17 protein-coding genes and 1 other annotated feature are annotated in these 16,431 nt (G+C 53.0%); of the genes, 7 read left to right on the forward strand and 10 right to left on the reverse strand.

The features are described 5' to 3' along the window. Positions 1-60: 60 nt before the first annotated feature. The gene (gene tal, locus K6L24_RS17970; protein ID WP_062747427.1) at positions 61-1,014 is read right to left on the reverse strand and encodes a transaldolase; all 954 of its coding nucleotides are present in this window, start codon (positions 1,012-1,014) and stop codon (positions 61-63) included. A 260-nt stretch (positions 1,015-1,274) separates the two neighbouring features. Here tal and yaaA point away from each other — a divergent pair, with 260 nt between their 5' ends. From yaaA to K6L24_RS17985, 3 genes are all read left to right on the forward strand, one after another. Then, positions 1,275-2,051: a peroxide stress protein YaaA gene (yaaA, locus tag K6L24_RS17975; protein WP_062747424.1), complete on the forward strand. Its 777-nt coding sequence runs from the start codon at positions 1,275-1,277 to the stop codon at positions 2,049-2,051. A gap of 370 nt (positions 2,052-2,421) precedes the next feature. Beyond that, positions 2,422-3,381, forward strand: a complete 960-nt coding sequence (locus K6L24_RS17980) for a fimbrial protein (protein WP_084344214.1) — start codon at positions 2,422-2,424, stop codon at positions 3,379-3,381. A 13-nt stretch (positions 3,382-3,394) separates the two neighbouring features. After that, on the forward strand, positions 3,395-3,877 hold the full coding sequence (locus K6L24_RS17985; protein WP_062747422.1) for a fimbrial protein: 483 nt from the start codon (positions 3,395-3,397) through the stop codon (positions 3,875-3,877). Positions 3,878-3,933: 56 nt separating this feature from the next. Here K6L24_RS17985 and thrC read toward each other — a convergent pair whose 3' ends face one another. From thrC to thrL, 4 genes are all read right to left on the reverse strand, one after another. Continuing rightward, the gene (gene thrC, locus K6L24_RS17990) at positions 3,934-5,220 is read right to left on the reverse strand and encodes a threonine synthase (protein WP_062747420.1); all 1,287 of its coding nucleotides are present in this window, start codon (positions 5,218-5,220) and stop codon (positions 3,934-3,936) included. 3 nt (positions 5,221-5,223) lie between these two features. Next, complete coding sequence (thrB, locus tag K6L24_RS17995; RefSeq protein ID WP_137269050.1) at positions 5,224-6,153, reverse strand: homoserine kinase; 930 nt, start codon at positions 6,151-6,153, stop codon at positions 5,224-5,226. Positions 6,154-6,155: 2 nt separating this feature from the next. Continuing rightward, entirely contained in the window at positions 6,156-8,618 is a 2,463-nt protein-coding gene (gene thrA, locus K6L24_RS18000) for a bifunctional aspartate kinase/homoserine dehydrogenase I (protein ID WP_137269049.1), read from the reverse strand. Positions 8,619-8,643: 25 nt separating this feature from the next. Then, positions 8,644-8,765: a sequence feature (Thr leader region), on the reverse strand. Then, on the reverse strand, positions 8,701-8,772 hold the full coding sequence (thrL, locus tag K6L24_RS18005; RefSeq protein ID WP_072277474.1) for a thr operon leader peptide: 72 nt from the start codon (positions 8,770-8,772) through the stop codon (positions 8,701-8,703). Its footprint overlaps the feature before it by 65 nt. On the opposite strand from thrL, the gene K6L24_RS18010 reads away from it, so the two are divergent. After that, complete coding sequence (locus K6L24_RS18010) at positions 8,741-8,944, forward strand: hypothetical protein (protein WP_062747414.1); 204 nt, start codon at positions 8,741-8,743, stop codon at positions 8,942-8,944. The genes thrL and K6L24_RS18010 overlap by 32 nt on opposite strands. Before the next feature lie 22 nt (positions 8,945-8,966). On the opposite strand, the gene K6L24_RS18015 is transcribed toward K6L24_RS18010, so the two are convergent. Further along, a complete protein-coding gene (locus tag K6L24_RS18015) occupies positions 8,967-9,662 on the reverse strand; it encodes a tRNA/rRNA methyltransferase (RefSeq protein ID WP_118664680.1) in 696 nt (231 codons plus the stop codon). A gap of 612 nt (positions 9,663-10,274) precedes the next feature. Between K6L24_RS18015 and arcA the strand changes: the two genes are divergently transcribed. Then, positions 10,275-10,991 carry a two-component system response regulator ArcA gene (arcA, locus tag K6L24_RS18020; protein WP_062747410.1) on the forward strand — a complete coding sequence of 239 codons (717 nt, stop codon included), beginning with the start codon at positions 10,275-10,277 and terminating at the stop codon, positions 10,989-10,991. Between the two features lie 46 nt (positions 10,992-11,037). On the opposite strand, the gene creA is transcribed toward arcA, so the two are convergent. Continuing rightward, positions 11,038-11,514 (reverse strand): protein CreA, encoded by a 477-nt coding sequence (gene creA, locus K6L24_RS18025; RefSeq protein ID WP_118664682.1) that lies wholly within the window; start codon positions 11,512-11,514, stop codon positions 11,038-11,040. Positions 11,515-11,722: 208 nt separating this feature from the next. On the opposite strand from creA, the gene robA reads away from it, so the two are divergent. Beyond that, positions 11,723-12,604, forward strand: coding sequence for an MDR efflux pump AcrAB transcriptional activator RobA (robA, locus tag K6L24_RS18030; RefSeq protein WP_118664684.1), 882 nt, complete (start codon positions 11,723-11,725; stop codon positions 12,602-12,604). A gap of 38 nt (positions 12,605-12,642) precedes the next feature. On the opposite strand, the gene gpmB is transcribed toward robA, so the two are convergent. Continuing rightward, positions 12,643-13,290 (reverse strand): 2,3-diphosphoglycerate-dependent phosphoglycerate mutase GpmB, encoded by a 648-nt coding sequence (gpmB, locus tag K6L24_RS18035; protein ID WP_062747404.1) that lies wholly within the window; start codon positions 13,288-13,290, stop codon positions 12,643-12,645. A 50-nt stretch (positions 13,291-13,340) separates the two neighbouring features. Here gpmB and yjjX point away from each other — a divergent pair, with 50 nt between their 5' ends. Then, positions 13,341-13,883, forward strand: coding sequence for an inosine/xanthosine triphosphatase (gene yjjX, locus K6L24_RS18040; RefSeq protein ID WP_062747402.1), 543 nt, complete (start codon positions 13,341-13,343; stop codon positions 13,881-13,883). Here yjjX and trpR read toward each other — a convergent pair. Together trpR and sltY are read right to left on the reverse strand one after the other, a co-directional pair. Further along, positions 13,869-14,201, reverse strand: a complete 333-nt coding sequence (trpR, locus tag K6L24_RS18045) for a trp operon repressor (protein WP_062747399.1) — start codon at positions 14,199-14,201, stop codon at positions 13,869-13,871. The genes yjjX and trpR overlap by 15 nt on opposite strands. 157 nt (positions 14,202-14,358) lie before the next feature. Beyond that, positions 14,359-16,281, reverse strand: coding sequence for a murein transglycosylase (gene sltY, locus K6L24_RS18050; RefSeq protein WP_062747397.1), 1,923 nt, complete (start codon positions 16,279-16,281; stop codon positions 14,359-14,361). Positions 16,282-16,431: the final 150 nt, after the last annotated feature.

Raw genomic sequence — 16,431 nt, forward strand, 5'->3', positions numbered from 1 at the left:
GGCAGAACAGGAAGGGCAATGAGAGAACGGTGGCCCGGGCGGGCCACCGGTGACAGACAATTACAGCAGGTCGGCAATCATCTTATCCAGTTTGCCCTGGTCAATGGCAAAGTTACGGATGCCTTCAGCCAGTTTCTGTACGGCCATCGGATCCTGGTTGTGCTGCCACAGGAACTCAGACTCGGTCATTTTCGCCGGACGCGCTTTCACTTCACCGCTGTAGGACAGTTTGCGCTCAACGCTACCTTCGGTTTCTGCCAGTTCTTTCAGCAGGCCCGGGGAAATGGTCAGACGGTCGCAGCCCGCCAGCTCGATGATTTCACCAACGTTACGGAAGCTGGCGCCCATCACCACGGTTTCGTAACCGTGCTGCTTGTAGTATTCATAGATTTCAGTGACGGACACCACGCCTGGATCTTCGTTCGGTGCGTACTCTTTCTTATCGGTATTGGCTTTATACCAGTCGAGGATACGGCCAACAAACGGAGAGATCAGGAATACGCCGGCTTCCGCACAGGCACGCGCCTGGGCAAAGGAGAACAGCAGCGTCAGGTTACAGTTGATGCCTTCTTTTTCCAGCTGTTCCGCCGCGCGAATACCCTGCCAGGTAGAAGCCAGCTTGATCAGGATGCGGTCGTTGCTGATGCCGGCATCGTTATACAGTTTGATCAGGCTGCGGGCTTTAGCAATGCTGCCTTCAGTATCGTAAGACAGGCGTGCATCGACTTCGGTAGAAATACGGCCAGGCACCAGTTGCAGAATTTCCAGACCAATGTTCACGGCCAGCTTGTCGGCAGCGTAAGCGACCTGCTCTTCTTTATTGCTGCTCTGCTTGCGCGCCCATACCACGGCTTCATCAATCAGCTTACGGTATTCGGGGATCTGTGCGGCGCTAAGGATCAGGGAAGGGTTGGTGGTGGCATCTTGTGGTTTGTAGAGTTTCATCGCTGCGATGTCGCCAGTATCAGCAACAACGGTAGTGAGTTGACGCAGGGAAGATAATTTGTCCGTCATAGTTGTCATTCTCATCAAAGTTGATTTGTCAGGGTGTTGAAAATGTCTGCCCCGGATGATAGCACGCGTACCCCACCATGCAAGAGGCGGAGACTATCGTGCCTCATCGGGTTAAAACCAGCGCACAAAAGCCCCATTCTCCCGGCGATTTCGGGGGTTTTCGTCAGTGACCAATGGCAGCGATTAGCCACCCGTGGCCACTTTTTTGTTACAGTAGGCACTGATACTTTTCTGCCCCCTCTGCAATGAAGGACGCGTTCATGTTAATGGTAATTTCCCCGGCCAAAACGCTGGACTTTGAAAGCCCGCTGGCGACGCAACGCTACACTCAGCCGGCCCTGCTGGAAGAGTCACAGAAGCTGATTGCCCTGGCGCGTAAGCTCTCACCGGCCGATATCGGCTCACTGATGCATATCAGCGACAAACTGGCCGTGCTGAACGCCCAGCGCTTTAACGACTGGCAGCCGGATTTCACCCCCGACAATGCCCGTCAGGCGATCCTCGCGTTTAAAGGGGATGTATATACCGGCCTGCAGGCCGAAACCTTCAGTGAAAAAGAGTTCGATTTCGCCCAGCAGCATCTGCGCATGCTGTCAGGGCTGTACGGACTGCTGCGCCCGCTGGATCTGATGCAGGCCTATCGCCTGGAAATGGGCATTAAACTGGCCAATCCGGCAGGCAAAGATCTCTACAGCTTCTGGGGTGAAAAACTGACTCTCGCGCTGAATGATGCGCTGGCAGACCAGGGCGATGACGTGCTGATCAATCTCGCGTCCGATGAGTATTTCAAAGCGGTTAAACCTAAACTGCTTAAGGGCGAGATCGTCAAACCGGTATTTTTAGACGAGAAAAACGGCACGTTTAAGGTCATCAGCTTCTATGCAAAAAAAGCACGTGGCCTGATGAGTCGCTATATCATTGAGCATCGCCTGAGCAAACCTGCACAACTCAAGAAATTTGATGTGGACGGTTATGTGTTTGATGCGGAAGCCAGCAAAGGGAACGAGCTGGTGTTTAAACGCCCGGAGATATCTTGACCTGATATCGAGTAGCCAGGGGGCCGTATGGCCTCCTTCTTGACACATCCTCTGATAGTAAAAATAATTACTGCTTATAACCACAGTAAAATAATAATGCTAATTATTTTTATTGAACCAGTGAAAAAACCTGATAAATGAACAATAAACGGATAATAAGAATAACAAGACCCAGAATGAAATTGATAAAAAAACGAAAAAATGAAAATTAAAAACCCAGTAAAAACAATGATATAATGAAAAATTAATTCATAGGAAAATAAAAAAACCATTAAGAGATTAAAAATTACAACGAAAAATACATTGATGGCTTTTACAGTAACCGGTATATTAAAATAATCTCTTTAAAATTAAGCAAAAGGATTTTGCCGTGAAGAGAATTATATTTATAACAATACAATCAATTATCTTTCTGATAGCGTCAGGAAATGCGCTGGCATTTACATGTGAATCGGTTGATGGCGTTATTCCCCCCGGAGGTTCTAGTGTCCCTATTGATGTTAGGGTCAATCTTGAATCATCCCTCACTTCCGGGCTTAATCAGATATATTCCCTTACGCAAATCTCCTGCCGTAATGATGTAGAATCCTGGAATGACGTATTAAAAACTGACAAGATGAGTAGCATCTTAAATCAGACGCTGTTCCCCGACTTCACTGCTTTAGTCGTTATTAATGGAATACGCTATAGCCTGCCACTATTGCAAGAAATAGAGGTTATGTCTTTGACGCAACTTAAAACTAAAGCCGTGGACATACAATTATTAATGGAGCTGAACCCAAACCCAACAAAAGATATTGCTATACATAAAGGGGATGTGATTGGGGAATTTTATTTCCAGCAATATAATGATCAAGAAGGCTGCCCAAAATGTGGGCCCTATCGCTGGCGTTTAATCGCTGGCAATGATATATACCTTTTAACCAACACATGCACCATTAATAATTCTCAATCAATTTATGTCCAGTTTAACAACATTCGTCAGGATCTTCTGACAAAATCAGCCCAGGGTTCATTATATAAAGAAAATAAACCCCTGGTCTTTAACTGTGCAAACTCTAATGCAACGCAGGACGTGCTGATACGTCTGGTTAGCGATGCTGCATCTTTTTCATCCGATTTGACCAAAACAAGCAACAGTAATATCGGTATCGCTCTGATACATAATGGCATCGTTGTTAAACCCGGTGAAAATTTCAGGTCTCACATCGTCAATGGTAGCGGCAGCGATATGATTAGTTTTGTGCCGGTCAAAAATGATGTAGAGAGCAGTGCAATCGCTACAGGACCGTTATCGGCTTCTGCTATATTGATTTTCAGCGCGCCATGACAGGGAAGATATAATGCAACTGAGTCAATATATTTTTCACAGTATGCTGGCATTGACCCTCTTAGCTGCCGCAGAAACCTATGCCGAAGTAGATACTGGTGGAACAAAGGTCACTATCTCAGCGATGGTAGTAGCGCCACCTCCGTGCACAGTACCCGCGAATATGAATATCAGTTTTGAAAACGTGAACGTAGAAAATATTACAACATACAAGAAAAAAATAGATTACTTCATAATGTGTGAGGGCAGTTCCAAGATAAAAATGAAAATAACAGGAGAGGGTGCAACCTTTGACGGGAACGTACTAAAAACCAGCAACGGCAATCTGGGAATTCGTCTGTATGCTGATGGCACTCCGTGGCATATTAACACCCCACTGCCAATAAACTACCCGGTAATACCACAGATTGACGCCATGCTGGTCAAACAGCGTAACGCAACCTTAGCGACAGGAATCTTCACCAGTGAAGCAATAATGATTGTGGAAACGAACTAGCCTGGCAGGGATGACTACAACAGCAGGACGAGGCACTTGCCTCGCCCTGTTTATCGTTATTTTTTCAGCAGAAACTCACGCAGTTCGGCAAAGTCACCTTTCATCTTATGCGACAGCAGCGGCAGATCGGCCCGTTCGGCCAGCGCCTCCGGCAACGGCAGCGTTTGATCCAGAATCGCTTCCACACTCTCTTTAAACTTCGCCGGGTGCGCGGTGCCGAGGAACAGACCAAACTCGCCTTCCTGCAGCTGATCGCGCAGCAGACGGTAGGCGATAGCGGCGTGCGGCTCTGAAAGGTAGCCCAGATCGGCCAGCTCACGCATGGTGGCTTTGGTGGTTTCATCATCCACGGCCCCGTAACCCAGATCCTGCAGACGCCAGATTTTGCGACGGAAGATCTCTTCCACGCGCGGCCAGTTGTTGGGCTGTGACACATCCATCGCGTTAGACAGGGTGGCGACCGTCACGTTAGGTGCCCACTCACCGTTCACCAGGAAGCGCGGCACAGTATCATTCGCGTTGGTGGCGGCAATAAAGCGCTTCACCGGCAGACCGAGCGTCTTCGCCAGCAGACCAGCCGTCAGGTCACCGAAGTTACCGCTTGGCACGGAGATCACCAGCTGGTTGCGTTTTTCCTGTGGCAGCTGCGCCACCGCTTCAAAGTAATAGCAGATTTGCGCCAGCAGACGGCTGATGTTGATCGAGTTCGCCGAGTTCAGGCCGATGGCCTTCTTCAGCTCTTCATCATCAAAGGCCTGTTTCACCAGCGACTGGCAGGCATCGAAATCACCGTCGATAGCGATGGTCTGAATATTCCCACCCAGCGTACAGAACAGCTTCTCCTGCAGCGGACTGATTTTGCCCTGCGGATAGAGGATCACCACACGCACGTTTTCCATACCGTAGAAGGCATGAGCGACGGCAGCACCGGTATCACCCGACGTGGCGGTCAGGATGGTGATCTTCTCGTCGGCTCCGCTGACACAGGCAAGCATCTGCGCCATAAAGCGGCCACCGAAGTCTTTGAACGCCAGCGTCGGCCCGTGGAACAGCTCCAGTGCAGCGATATCTTCCGTGACATCCACGACCGGCGCCGGGAAAGTGAAGGCCGTTTTCAGACGCTCATTCAGCTGATGCGCTTCAATTTCGTCACCGATAAAGGCCGACAGGATCTTGCTACTGCGGGTGACGAAATCCATTTCCAGCATGGCATCGATGTCGGTCAGTTCGAACTCAGGTAATTCCAGCGGAAAGAACAGGCCCTGCTGTTTACCCAGACCCTGCTTCACCGCCTGGGCGAAGCTGACCTGCTCATTGTGATCCTTAAGATTATACAGTTTCATGCGTTATCCCAGTTTACGTGCGCCTGCCGTGTCTAAACGGCAGATATGGACGAAGCCTTCATCATTTTGCAGATAATGCTGGCGGAGCCAGTCTGCCATACGTTGTGCGGTATCCTGCTGGTTACACACGGCAAAAAGCGTGGGGCCGGAGCCAGAGATACCACAGGCCAGTGCACCGATATCGGCAGCGGCCTGACGGGCTTCACTGAAGCCCGGTAACAATTGGGTGCGGTACGGTTCCGCAATCACGTCCTGCATCAGCTTTGCCGCCAGCAGCGGCTGCTGCGTATGACAGGCGTGAATAAAGCCGCCGAGGTAGCGGCCGTGGCGGATAATATCCTCTTTGCGATAGTGCGCAGGCAGGATCGCCCGGGCTTCCGCCGTTGACACCTTAATGCCCGGATACGCCATCACCCACAGCCAGTCATCAAAGCCTGGCACTTCCTGACTGATAATGCCGTTCTCTTCCAGCATCAGCTGCATGCCGCCCAGGAAACAGGGGGCCACATTGTCATAGTGTACGCTGCCGGAGATACGTCCTTCCAGTTCGCCCATCAGCGCCAGTAACGCCGTATCGTCCAGCGGCTTACCGCAGTGTTCATTCATTGCCATTAACCCGGCGACCACCGAGCAGGCGCTGGAGCCCAGGCCGGAGCCAATCGGCATATTTTTTTCCAGCGTCATCCTGACCGGCACGCGCTGCCCAATCGCTTCACAGAAGCGATCCCAGCATTGATAGACAATATTTTCTTTCGGGTTCGCCGGCAGCTTGCTGACGAAGCGGCCTTCATTGTGCAGACTGAATTCGTCGGCCGATTCCACGGTTACGCAATCACCCAGCAGCGTGCCATCCACCGGCGACACGGCCGCCCCGAGAACGTCAAAGCCAACGCTGACGTTGCCAATTGAGGCAGGGGCATGAATTTTAACCATGATTAAACTCCCAACTTCCACGACAGAGTGCGTAACAGATCGGCAAACACGCCCGCCGCCGTCACATCATTACCGGCACCATAACCACGCAGCACCAGCGGGATCGGCTGATAGTAGCGGCTGTAAAACGCCAGCGCATTCTCGCCATTTTTGACTTTATACAGCGGGTCGTTACCGTCGACCGCATCGATTTTCACTTTACACACCCCGCCCTCTTCAATGGCACCGACAAAGCGTAATACCTTACCTGCCTCACCTGCGCTGGCCACTCTCGCCGCAAAACCGGCATCCAGCTCCGGCAGTCGTGCCATAAAGGTTTCCACATCGGTGATGGCGGTCAGTTCGGGCGGTAAGACGGCCTCAATCTCAATATCGCTCAGTTCAAGCTGATAGCCCGCCTCACGGGCCAGGATCAGCAGCTTACGTGCGACATCCAGCCCGGACAGGTCTTCCCGTGGGTCCGGCTCGGTAAAGCCCATCTCACGGGCCATTTTCGTGGCATCCGACAGCGACACGCCTTCATCCAGTTTACCGAAGATAAACGACAGGGAACCAGAGAGAATACCGGAGAAGCTGATCAAATCATCCCCGGCGTTCAGCAGATTTTGCAGGTTCTCAATCACCGGCAGCCCGGCCCCGACGTTAGTGTCATAGAGGAATTTACGGCGGGACTTTGCCGCCGCCGTACGCATCTGCTGGTAATAGTGATACGAGGAGGTATTGGCCTTTTTATTCGGCGTCACCACATGGAAACCGTCACTCAGGAAGTCAGCGTACTGGTCAGCGACCTGCTGGCTGGAGGTACAGTCAACGATCACCGGGTTCAACAGATGATACTCTTTCACCAGACGACTCAGGCGGCCCAGATCAAACGGCTCTTTCGCCGCCTTTAGCTGTTCCTGCCAGTTCTCCAGAGGGATACCGTGCACATTGGTCAGCAGCGCACGCGAATTGGCGATGCCGCACACCCGCAGGTCAATATGCTTGTTTTTCAGCCAGGTCTGCTGACGATGGAGCTGCTCAATCAGTGCGGCTCCGACGCCACCAACGCCGATCACGAAGACTTCGATGACCTGGTCGGTGGCAAACAGCATCTGATGTACCACACGTACGCCGGTGGTCGCTTCATCATTGCTGACCACCACGGAAATGGAGCGTTCAGACGAGCCCTGGGCAATGGCGACGATATTAATATTCGCCCGGGCCAGCGCGGAGAAGAACTTGGCGGAGATACCCCGGAGGGTGCGCATGCCGTCACCCACCACGGAGATCACGGCAAGGTGCTCCATCACGTCCAGCGGCTCCAGCAGGCCATCCTTCAGCTCAAGGTAGAACTCATCTTCCAGCACACGGCGCGCGCGCGCCAGGTCGCTCTGGGAGACGCAGAAACTGATACTGTATTCAGACGATGACTGGGTGATCAGCACGACGGAAATTCCGCTGCGTGACATGGCCGCAAACACGCGTGCCGCCATGCCCACCATGCCTTTCATGCCCGGGCCGGAGACATTGAACATCGCCATGTTGTTCAGGTTGGTAATGCCCTTAACCGGATTATCTTCATCGCTGCCATCGCCGCCAATCAGCGTGCCGGGTGCCTGCGGATTCGCAGTGTTTTTGATCAGGCAGGGGATCTGGAACTGGGCAATCGGCGCAATCGTGCGGGGGTGAAGGACTTTAGCGCCAAAATAGGAGAGCTCCATCGCTTCCTGATAGGACATCGACTTCAGCAGGCGGGCGTCCGGCACCTGGCGTGGATCGCAGGTATAGACCCCGTCCACATCAGTCCAGATTTCACAGCAGTCGGCGCGCAGGCAGGCCGCCAGCACTGCTGCAGAATAATCAGACCCGTTACGGCCCAGTACCACCAGCTCACCGCGTTCATTACCGGCAGTGAAGCCCGCCATCAGCACCATGTTGCTGGCCGGGATCTGACTGGCAGCGATACGACGGGTGGATTCCGCAATATCTACGGTAGATTCCAGATAGTGACCAACGGCCAACAGTTGCTCTACCGGGTTGATGACGCTGACACCATAACCGCGAGCCTGGAGCAGACCTTCCATAATAGCGATAGAGAGCTTTTCCCCCCGGCAGATGATCGCGGCATTCACGCTGTCCGGGCACTGCCCCAGCAGGGCAATGCCGTGCAGCACCTGCTTAAGCTGCACGAACTCCTGATCCACTACCCCTTTGAGCCTGTCGAAGGCGAAACCCGGTTGCGCCTCAGCCAGCCCCTGCAGCAACTCAGCGAAGATACGCTCCGCGTCGCTGATATTGGGTGAGGCATCCTGACCGCTAATGGTTTTCTCAATCATCGCCACCAGATGGTTGGTAATCTTCGCTGGCGCGGACAATACGGTAGCAACCTGTCCCTGCTTTACGTTACTTTCCAGAATATCAGCCACGCGCAGAAAACGTTCCGCATTGGCTACTGAGGTTCCACCGAATTTCAGCACTCGCATGTTCAAACTCTCCTGAATTTTTGCCGAAAAAAAAGCCCGCACTGGTTAGGTGCGGGCTTATTTTTGATTTTTCCTGTATGCGTCAGCCCGCACCGTTACCTGTGGTAATGGTGGTGGTAATAATGATTGTTGTCATCAGGCTGTTTTTGCGCATTGAGATTTATCTTTTATCTGTCTGTAAAATCTGTCGGCTTTCAGAAGTAAAGCAAACGGTCGGCCAAGTCAATTTTTTTATCGAAAGCGACTTTTTTGCGCCGCGAGGTAGCCGGGCACTTTTCGCCGCCCGGGCCAATCTGTTGTGTTACACAGAGAAAAAATGGCAGTAAATAGCACTACTTTTCAGACTTTCTACAGTTTTTTTAGCTGGAGGTTTTTTTCGATGTCATGCAGTAAACGGTGGAGCATGGCGATATCCCGCTGCTGTAACAGGCCCATACGCTGCTGCAGCCAGTCAGCCAGTTTTTCATCACCCGCGACCTCCAACCGCTGTAACAAATTCCGGGCTCGCTGGCGCAGAGCGGCAAGCTGGTCAGCCTCAGCACCCACTTCCGTCTGTGCACTGACCTGACGCAGCGCCGAGAGCTGATAGCAGTAGACCATCACCGCCTGACCGAGATTGAGCGACGGATAGTCAGCCGCCATCGGGATACCTGTCAGCAGATCAACCTGCGCCAGCTCTTCATTAGTCAGACCACTGTCCTCACGGCCAAATACCATTGCCGCACTGCCAATCCACGATTGTTTCTCTTCCAGCACGCCCTGTACCTGCTGGGGGGTGGCGTAATAGCGAAATTTTGCCCGCGAACGTGCCGTCGTGGCGATGCTAAAATCAATATCCGCCAGCGCCGCGTCGAGTGAGGTCCAGTGGGTCGCCTGGCTCAGGATCTCCGCCGAACCATGGGCCACGCGCTGCGCAACAGGATCAAGATGCACCTGACTGTTAACAATGCGCAACTCATCAAACCCCATGGTTTTCATCGCACGGGCTGCCGCGCCGACATTTTCAGCCCGGGCAGGAGAAACAAGGATCAGGGGAAAACGCATAGCCACCTACAAGAAAGAGAAAATTACCGCCATGACTCTGCCACGTCAGCATTCAAAATGAAACTGACATGCTTCAACATGATATCAACCCACTAAAAAAAAACCTTTGTAACGATAAAATGTATTTTATCAGCTGATTAACATGGAGCGAAAAGCATTTAAGCCTCTTGTCACGTCTGCGTACGAATGCGTAAACACAGGGTCATAATTGTGAGCTAACCAGGCATTCCGGTAAGAGTTTTTCACAAAAGTGTTAACGTGCTACAATTGGTTTGATATAAGTCAACTAAGCGTTGTTTTATTGCGTAATGGTTGTTGCCTGTGCTGTTATGTTGCTGTTAATACAGTTAGGATATACGCCGTTTAGCACTACCGGGGCATGCAGGATACAGCCTGATGGCTGAGCAAAACCCAGTAAAACGGACGCTTCAGGAACGCTGAATCATCACGTATAACGGGTTAGCCGCGTTGTTGACGGTACATGGAACCTGTATCAAGAACATCATTCTGTACTGCTGTTGTTTTGCTTCTGGCTCTGAACACCGGGTTTAGCCAGCGCCAACAGCCGTATGTCCTGTTTTCGATTTTGTTGGCAATTTAGGTAGCGAACACATGCAGACCCCGCACATACTTATCGTTGAAGACGAATTAGTCACTCGTAATACGCTCAAAAGTATTTTTGAAGCCGAAGGCTACATGGTTTTTGAAGCTACGGATGGCGCTGAAATGCACCAGATACTGACAGATAATGATATTAATCTGGTGATTATGGACATCAACCTGCCGGGCAAAAATGGCCTGTTGCTGGCACGTGAGCTGCGTGAGCAGGCAAACGTAGCCCTGATGTTCCTGACGGGTCGTGATAATGAAGTTGATAAGATCCTTGGCCTGGAAATCGGCGCTGATGACTATATCACCAAGCCTTTCAACCCACGTGAACTGACTATCCGCGCCCGCAATCTTCTGTCACGGACGATGAATCTGGCCGCCGTTAGCGAAGAGCGCAAGCTGGTTGAATCCTACCGTTTCAACGGCTGGGAACTGGATATCAACAGTCGTTCGCTGGTCAGCCCGCAGGGCGAACAATATAAGCTGCCACGCAGCGAGTTCCGTGCGATGCTGCACTTCTGCGAAAACCCGGGCAAGATCCAGACCCGTGCTGACCTGCTGAAGAAAATGACGGGCCGCGAACTGAAGCCTCACGATCGTACCGTCGACGTGACAATCCGCCGCATCCGTAAGCATTTTGAATCCACACCTGACACCCCGGAAATCATCGCCACGATTCATGGCGAAGGGTACCGTTTCTGTGGTGATCTGCAGGATTAATGCTCGTGGGGGTCGACCCTCAGTTCCGGTCGACCCGCGCATTCTTCTACTGATGACCCCATGGAATAATTGGCACGGCACTGAGCGCGTTCTTCGGTGAACCGTCGACCACCTTATCCGAATAGCTCAGGTAAATGAGTGCATTACGTTTTTTGTCAAAGAAACGCACGACCTGGAGCTTTTTGAACACCAGCGAAGTCCGTTTTCTGAAAACCACTTCACCCTCTGATTTCCCCTGCGCAATCTTGTCACTCAGTTCCACTGGCCCTACCTGCTGACAGGAAATTGCCGCATCTGACGTATCTTCAGCCAGTCCCAGTCCGCCTTTGATGCCACCGGTTTTTGCACGGCTCAGATAACAGGTGACGTTTTTCACCTCAGGGTCATCGAATGCTTCAACCACAATTTTATGGTCGGGGCCAAACATTTTAAAGACGGTATCCACTGACCCCACCTGCTCCGCATGTAATAAACCTGGAAACAAGAATACTGAAGTGACTATTAACACTTTTTTAATTGTCATGACGTTACCATTTCAAAGAAAATAGATGACATTGTAAGGTAGACACGAAACTACCGTACGCTTACGTTTATAACGCTATTTGTCGCTAATATGACCGTATTTAGCACTTTTTTACAGCTAATGCCCGGTACTTAGCTTTTGCAATTAATGCTATTATTCGTCGACTTTGCTTACCATGCACCAATTCTGAGTAACATGAGGACGATTTATGGACCAAGCCGGTATCATTCGAGATTTGCTTGTCTGGCTGGAGAGCCACCTCGACCAACCATTATCCCTGGATAATGTTGCGGCAAAGGCAGGTTATTCAAAATGGCATTTGCAAAGAATGTTCAAGGACGTCACTGGTCACGCGATTGGCGCTTATATTCGCGCTCGTCGTTTGTCAAAAGCAGCCGTCGCCTTAAGGCTGACAAGCCGCCCTATTCTGGATATTGCTTTGCAGTATCGTTTCGATTCTCAACAAACTTTCACCAGAGCGTTTAAAAAGCAGTTTGCGCAGACGCCAGCCTGGTATCGCCGGTCATCGGACTGGAATGCCTACGGACTGCGTCCCCCGATCCGTCTCAATGACGTCAGATTACCTGATCCTACCTGGGTTAGTCTGCCGGAAATTGTACTGACAGGGCAAACGCAGTCTTACACCTGCACACTGGAGCAAATCTCTCGCTTTCGTGATGAAATGCGTATGCACTTCTGGCGTCAGTTCCTGACAGAGACAGATACCGTACCCCCGGTACTGTATGGCCTCCATCAGTCGCGCCCCAGTGCAGAGAAAGATGATGAACAGGAAATCCTCTATACCACAGCCGTTCCTTCCGGGGAGATAGCTAACCAGCTACATTCAACCCAAACGGTGCTGTTGGAGGCGGGCGATTATGTCCAGTTCACCTATGAAGGGCCACGCACCGGGCTTCAGGAGTTCGTCTTACAGATTTACGGTACCTGTATGCCGACACTGAACCTGACACGTCGCCACGGACAGGATATTGAGCGTTTTTATACTCACGGTGGTAAGAAACGTCCCGAACCTCCCGTCGATATCCACTGTGAATATCTGATCCCCATCCGACGTCAGTCGTCTGTCTGATCATGAAAAAGGGCCGGATTACCGGCCCTTTTTGCAGGTTAACGCTGAAGTTCGTCGAGCGCGGTCTCCTCGAGATGCGCCACATCCCCGGCGGTTTCCACCACCCAGCCTGAAGCCAGCCAGGCGCTTTGCTGATGGTCCACGCGTGAAAGAGAGCAATTGCGCAGACGAAGGCGACGCTCCGCATTGGCCGGCAGCCCAAGAATAGTACTGAGCAACACCCCCAGCGCCATGCCGTGGCTGACAATCAGCGGACGACTTCCCTCTGGCAGCGCCAGACAGGCATCCAGCGCCTGATGCATACGCTGCGCCATTTCACCCATCGACTCCCCCTGAGGGATACGGCCATTTTCCGTACCATCCACCAGCGTTTTCCGCCAGCCCTCTTCTTCTGCGCTCAATGAATCCAGCAGGCGCTGTTCCAGCACCCCCATATTCAGCTCACGCAGGCGGGGATCCAGTACCACTGAACAGCCGCAGGCGTCGGCAATGATCTCGGCGGTACGTCGGGTACGGCCCAGATCGCTGGCAATCACATGGGTGATACCGAGTTTTTTTACCCGCTCCCCCACCTGATGAGCCTGCTGCTCTCCTTTCTCAGTCAGCGCGCTGTCTGACTGCCCCTGAATGCGACGTGCCGCATTCCATAGCGTTTCTCCGTGGCGAACAAGATAGACCTGTAACATGCGATTTTCCGTTATACTGCGACAAATTTGCGTAGAGGGTTCAAACAATTATGTACCATGTTGTCGCTGCTACCATCAATCCAGCCAAAATTAAGGCAATTTCTCAAGCGTTCAGCGATATCTTCGGGGAAGGATCCTGCCATATTGAGGGCGTCGAGGTCGACAGCGGCGTTGCCGCACAACCGATCACAAACACAGAAACGCGAACTGGCGCACGTCAGCGCGTGATGAATGCCCGTCAGGTCAGACCCGAAGCCGATTTCTGGGTGGCGATCGAGGCCGGCATTGAAGACAACACGGCCTTTGCGTGGATGGTGGTAGAAAATCATAAGCTACGTGGCGAGTCGCGCTCTGCCAGCTTCACCCTGCCCGCCATTGTGATGAAAGGCATTCATGAAGGGCGGGAACTGGGCGAAGAGATGGCACGCCTCACGGGCATTGACAATATCAAGCACAAGGGCGGCGCTATTGGTGCCTTTACAGCTGGCCACCTGTCCCGTACCAGCGTGTATCATCAGGCCCTGATCCTCGCTCTCTGCCCGTTCCATAACGATATCTACCAGCGCAAAGACGACGACTCAGACCTTATCTGACCCGTTCAACAGCTGTGCCTCCAGCCAGGCCTTTAACGCCGGGGGGGCACTTTTCAGGCTGTTTGAGCCTCGCGTAATGGTCGCAATCCCTGCTCCCAGCTCATTTTTCAGCTCACGCTGGCTCATTTCGCCACGCATCAGCTCTTCGACGATGCGCAATCGCGTACCCAGCGCTTCGCGCTCATCCGGAGTCAGCATCAGCTGCAACAGCGGAAGGTGCAGCTCACCCTGATAGGCCCGCTGTAGCAGCGTGACAAAACGCAGCCAGTCTTCACTGGCCGAATCTGTCGTCACGGGAACAGGAGTTTGGTTGGTCATGGTATTCCGCCATACTATTCAACTAGTACAGTAGCATATCATTATCCCCTTCATACTTGAAGCGACAGCGGTGTCAGCGGCACATATTCCCGTCCCCGACGGAAGGCACGAGCACGCTGTCTTGCTGTCGCCTCAGCGATTCTGGCGAGCTTTCCCCTCAGTAACGCTGCTGCCACTCGCTGTCAGAGAACAGGTTGTCAGACTGTTTCATGAAGTAACGATAATAGGCGTCATAGGCCAGCACGTTCTTCACATATCCCCGGGTCTCCGAGAACGGGATGGTTTCGATAAAGGCCACGGCGTCCAGCTTACCGGCGCTGTTACCCTGCCAGGTGCGAACCCGCGATGGTCCGGCGTTATACGCTGCCGAGGCAAAGATACGGTTCTGACCGAACTGCTGATACACCGACTCAAGATACTGCGTCCCAATCTGGATGTTGGTTTCAGCATCCAGCAGCTGGCTGCTGTTGCTGTATCCCGGAATGCTGAATTTGGTCACCGTATGCTGTGCCGTCGCAGGCATGACCTGCATCAGGCCCGATGCGCCCACCGGGGAGCGTGCTTTGGGATTCCAGGCACTCTCCTGACGGGCAATCGCCATGGCATAACTCATCGGGATGCTCTTACCGCTGATATTACGCTCAAACTGCGGCTGCCAGGCCAGCGGGAAACGCTCCTGCAGGCTGTTCCACAGTTTGCCCGTAATCGTGGCCTGCACGCTGAGATCCCACCAGTTTTGCTGGCGTGCGTAGCTGGCCAGCATCTGCTGCTGCGACGTGGTGCGGCTGGACACCAGATAACTCCACTCGCTGCGGGCAAGGTTATCCATTCCCCAGTACATCAGCTCCCGCACGCGGGCGATCTCCGGGCCTTCGGTCAGGCTGCTGTCCACCGCCGGGGCTTTGTCGACCTGCAACGGATACTCCACGCCCAGCTTCTGCGCAGCGACCATAGGATAGAACCCACGCTCCTGCATCAGCTTGCGCAGGATGCCCTCTGCTTCCTCTTTGCGCCCCTGCTCAAGCAACAGGTCAGCCTGCCAGTACTGCCACTCATCTTTCTCTTTTGCTTCTACCGGCAGGCGGGCAATCCAGGTATTCATTCCCCGGCGATCGTTGTTGCCCAGTGACATCCGCACCCGGCGTTCAATCAGAGAGGTGGCGTCACTGCGCATTACCACATCGTCGCGCCAGCGCGCCTGCTCGCTGGTGATATCGTTGCCCATCAGACGCCAGGCCACCGCTTCCTTCAGCGCCTGGGTCTGCTGTTCATCCAGCTTTTGCGACTGCACCAGAGAAGGGATCATCTGCCGCGCCCGTTCGGCATCCGTCCGGGCCAGGCTGCTGAAAGCAATTGCCGTCGCCTGGCGGGTAAAGTCCGTCGCGCCGACGCTGCGCGCAAAGTTCTCAACCGTACCCGGATTATTTTGCAGATCCATCACCGCATTGGCGATGGTCTGATAATCCTCAGGCAGCTGTTTCGCCAGGAAATTTACCAGATTGCTGTTCCCGGCTTTCATCGCCAGGCGGATGCGTTCCAGCGTGGTAATCGGGTTCTGCTGTCCGGCCGCCTGCCAGGCACTGAACAGCTTATCGCAGGTGCCGGGCAGCGAGCTGCCGGTCAGCCAGATGGCTTTCGCCCCGTCCCAGGCTACCTGCTGCTGGCCGGTGGCCCATTTGGCGTAATACCAGTTACAGCGTGCCGCCACAGGCTTGGGTGCCTGCGGGCTGAAGACCAGCAGACCGCGCCAGTCCTGACGTCGTGCCAGCTCATTCACAAAGCGTGAAGAAAGCGAGCGTACGGGCGGCAGCGTCGGATAGCGTTTAATAAAATCATTGACTGCCAGGCCGGTTTCCTGATCAAGATTCTGCGCCAGCTGGCGATATTCCAGATAAGGATAAAGGGGATAGTCGTGCAGCGTCGGCATCAGCCGATCGACGGTATCCATCTGTTTACTGTCCCAGGCCTGTTTAATTTGCAGGTAACGGGTACGTTGTTCATCCAGTGAATCCGCCCGGGCGCTGCCGGTGGCTGCTGTTAAGCACGCCGCTACTACCCATAACTGCCACTTGTCCACCATGACTTTCCCCACGTTACCGCCTTAATTATTCCTGAATCGCGAAATTTATCTGCTTCATGCTAACCAGTTGCAGCCCATCGTGCCATGAACTGAACAAATATTTACGGAATGCGCGCCCCCGGCAGGGGCACCGGCACCGTTGGGGCCGCG

It is taken from the genome of Erwinia persicina, assembly GCF_019844095.1.
GTDB lineage: Bacteria > Pseudomonadota > Gammaproteobacteria > Enterobacterales > Enterobacteriaceae > Erwinia > Erwinia persicina.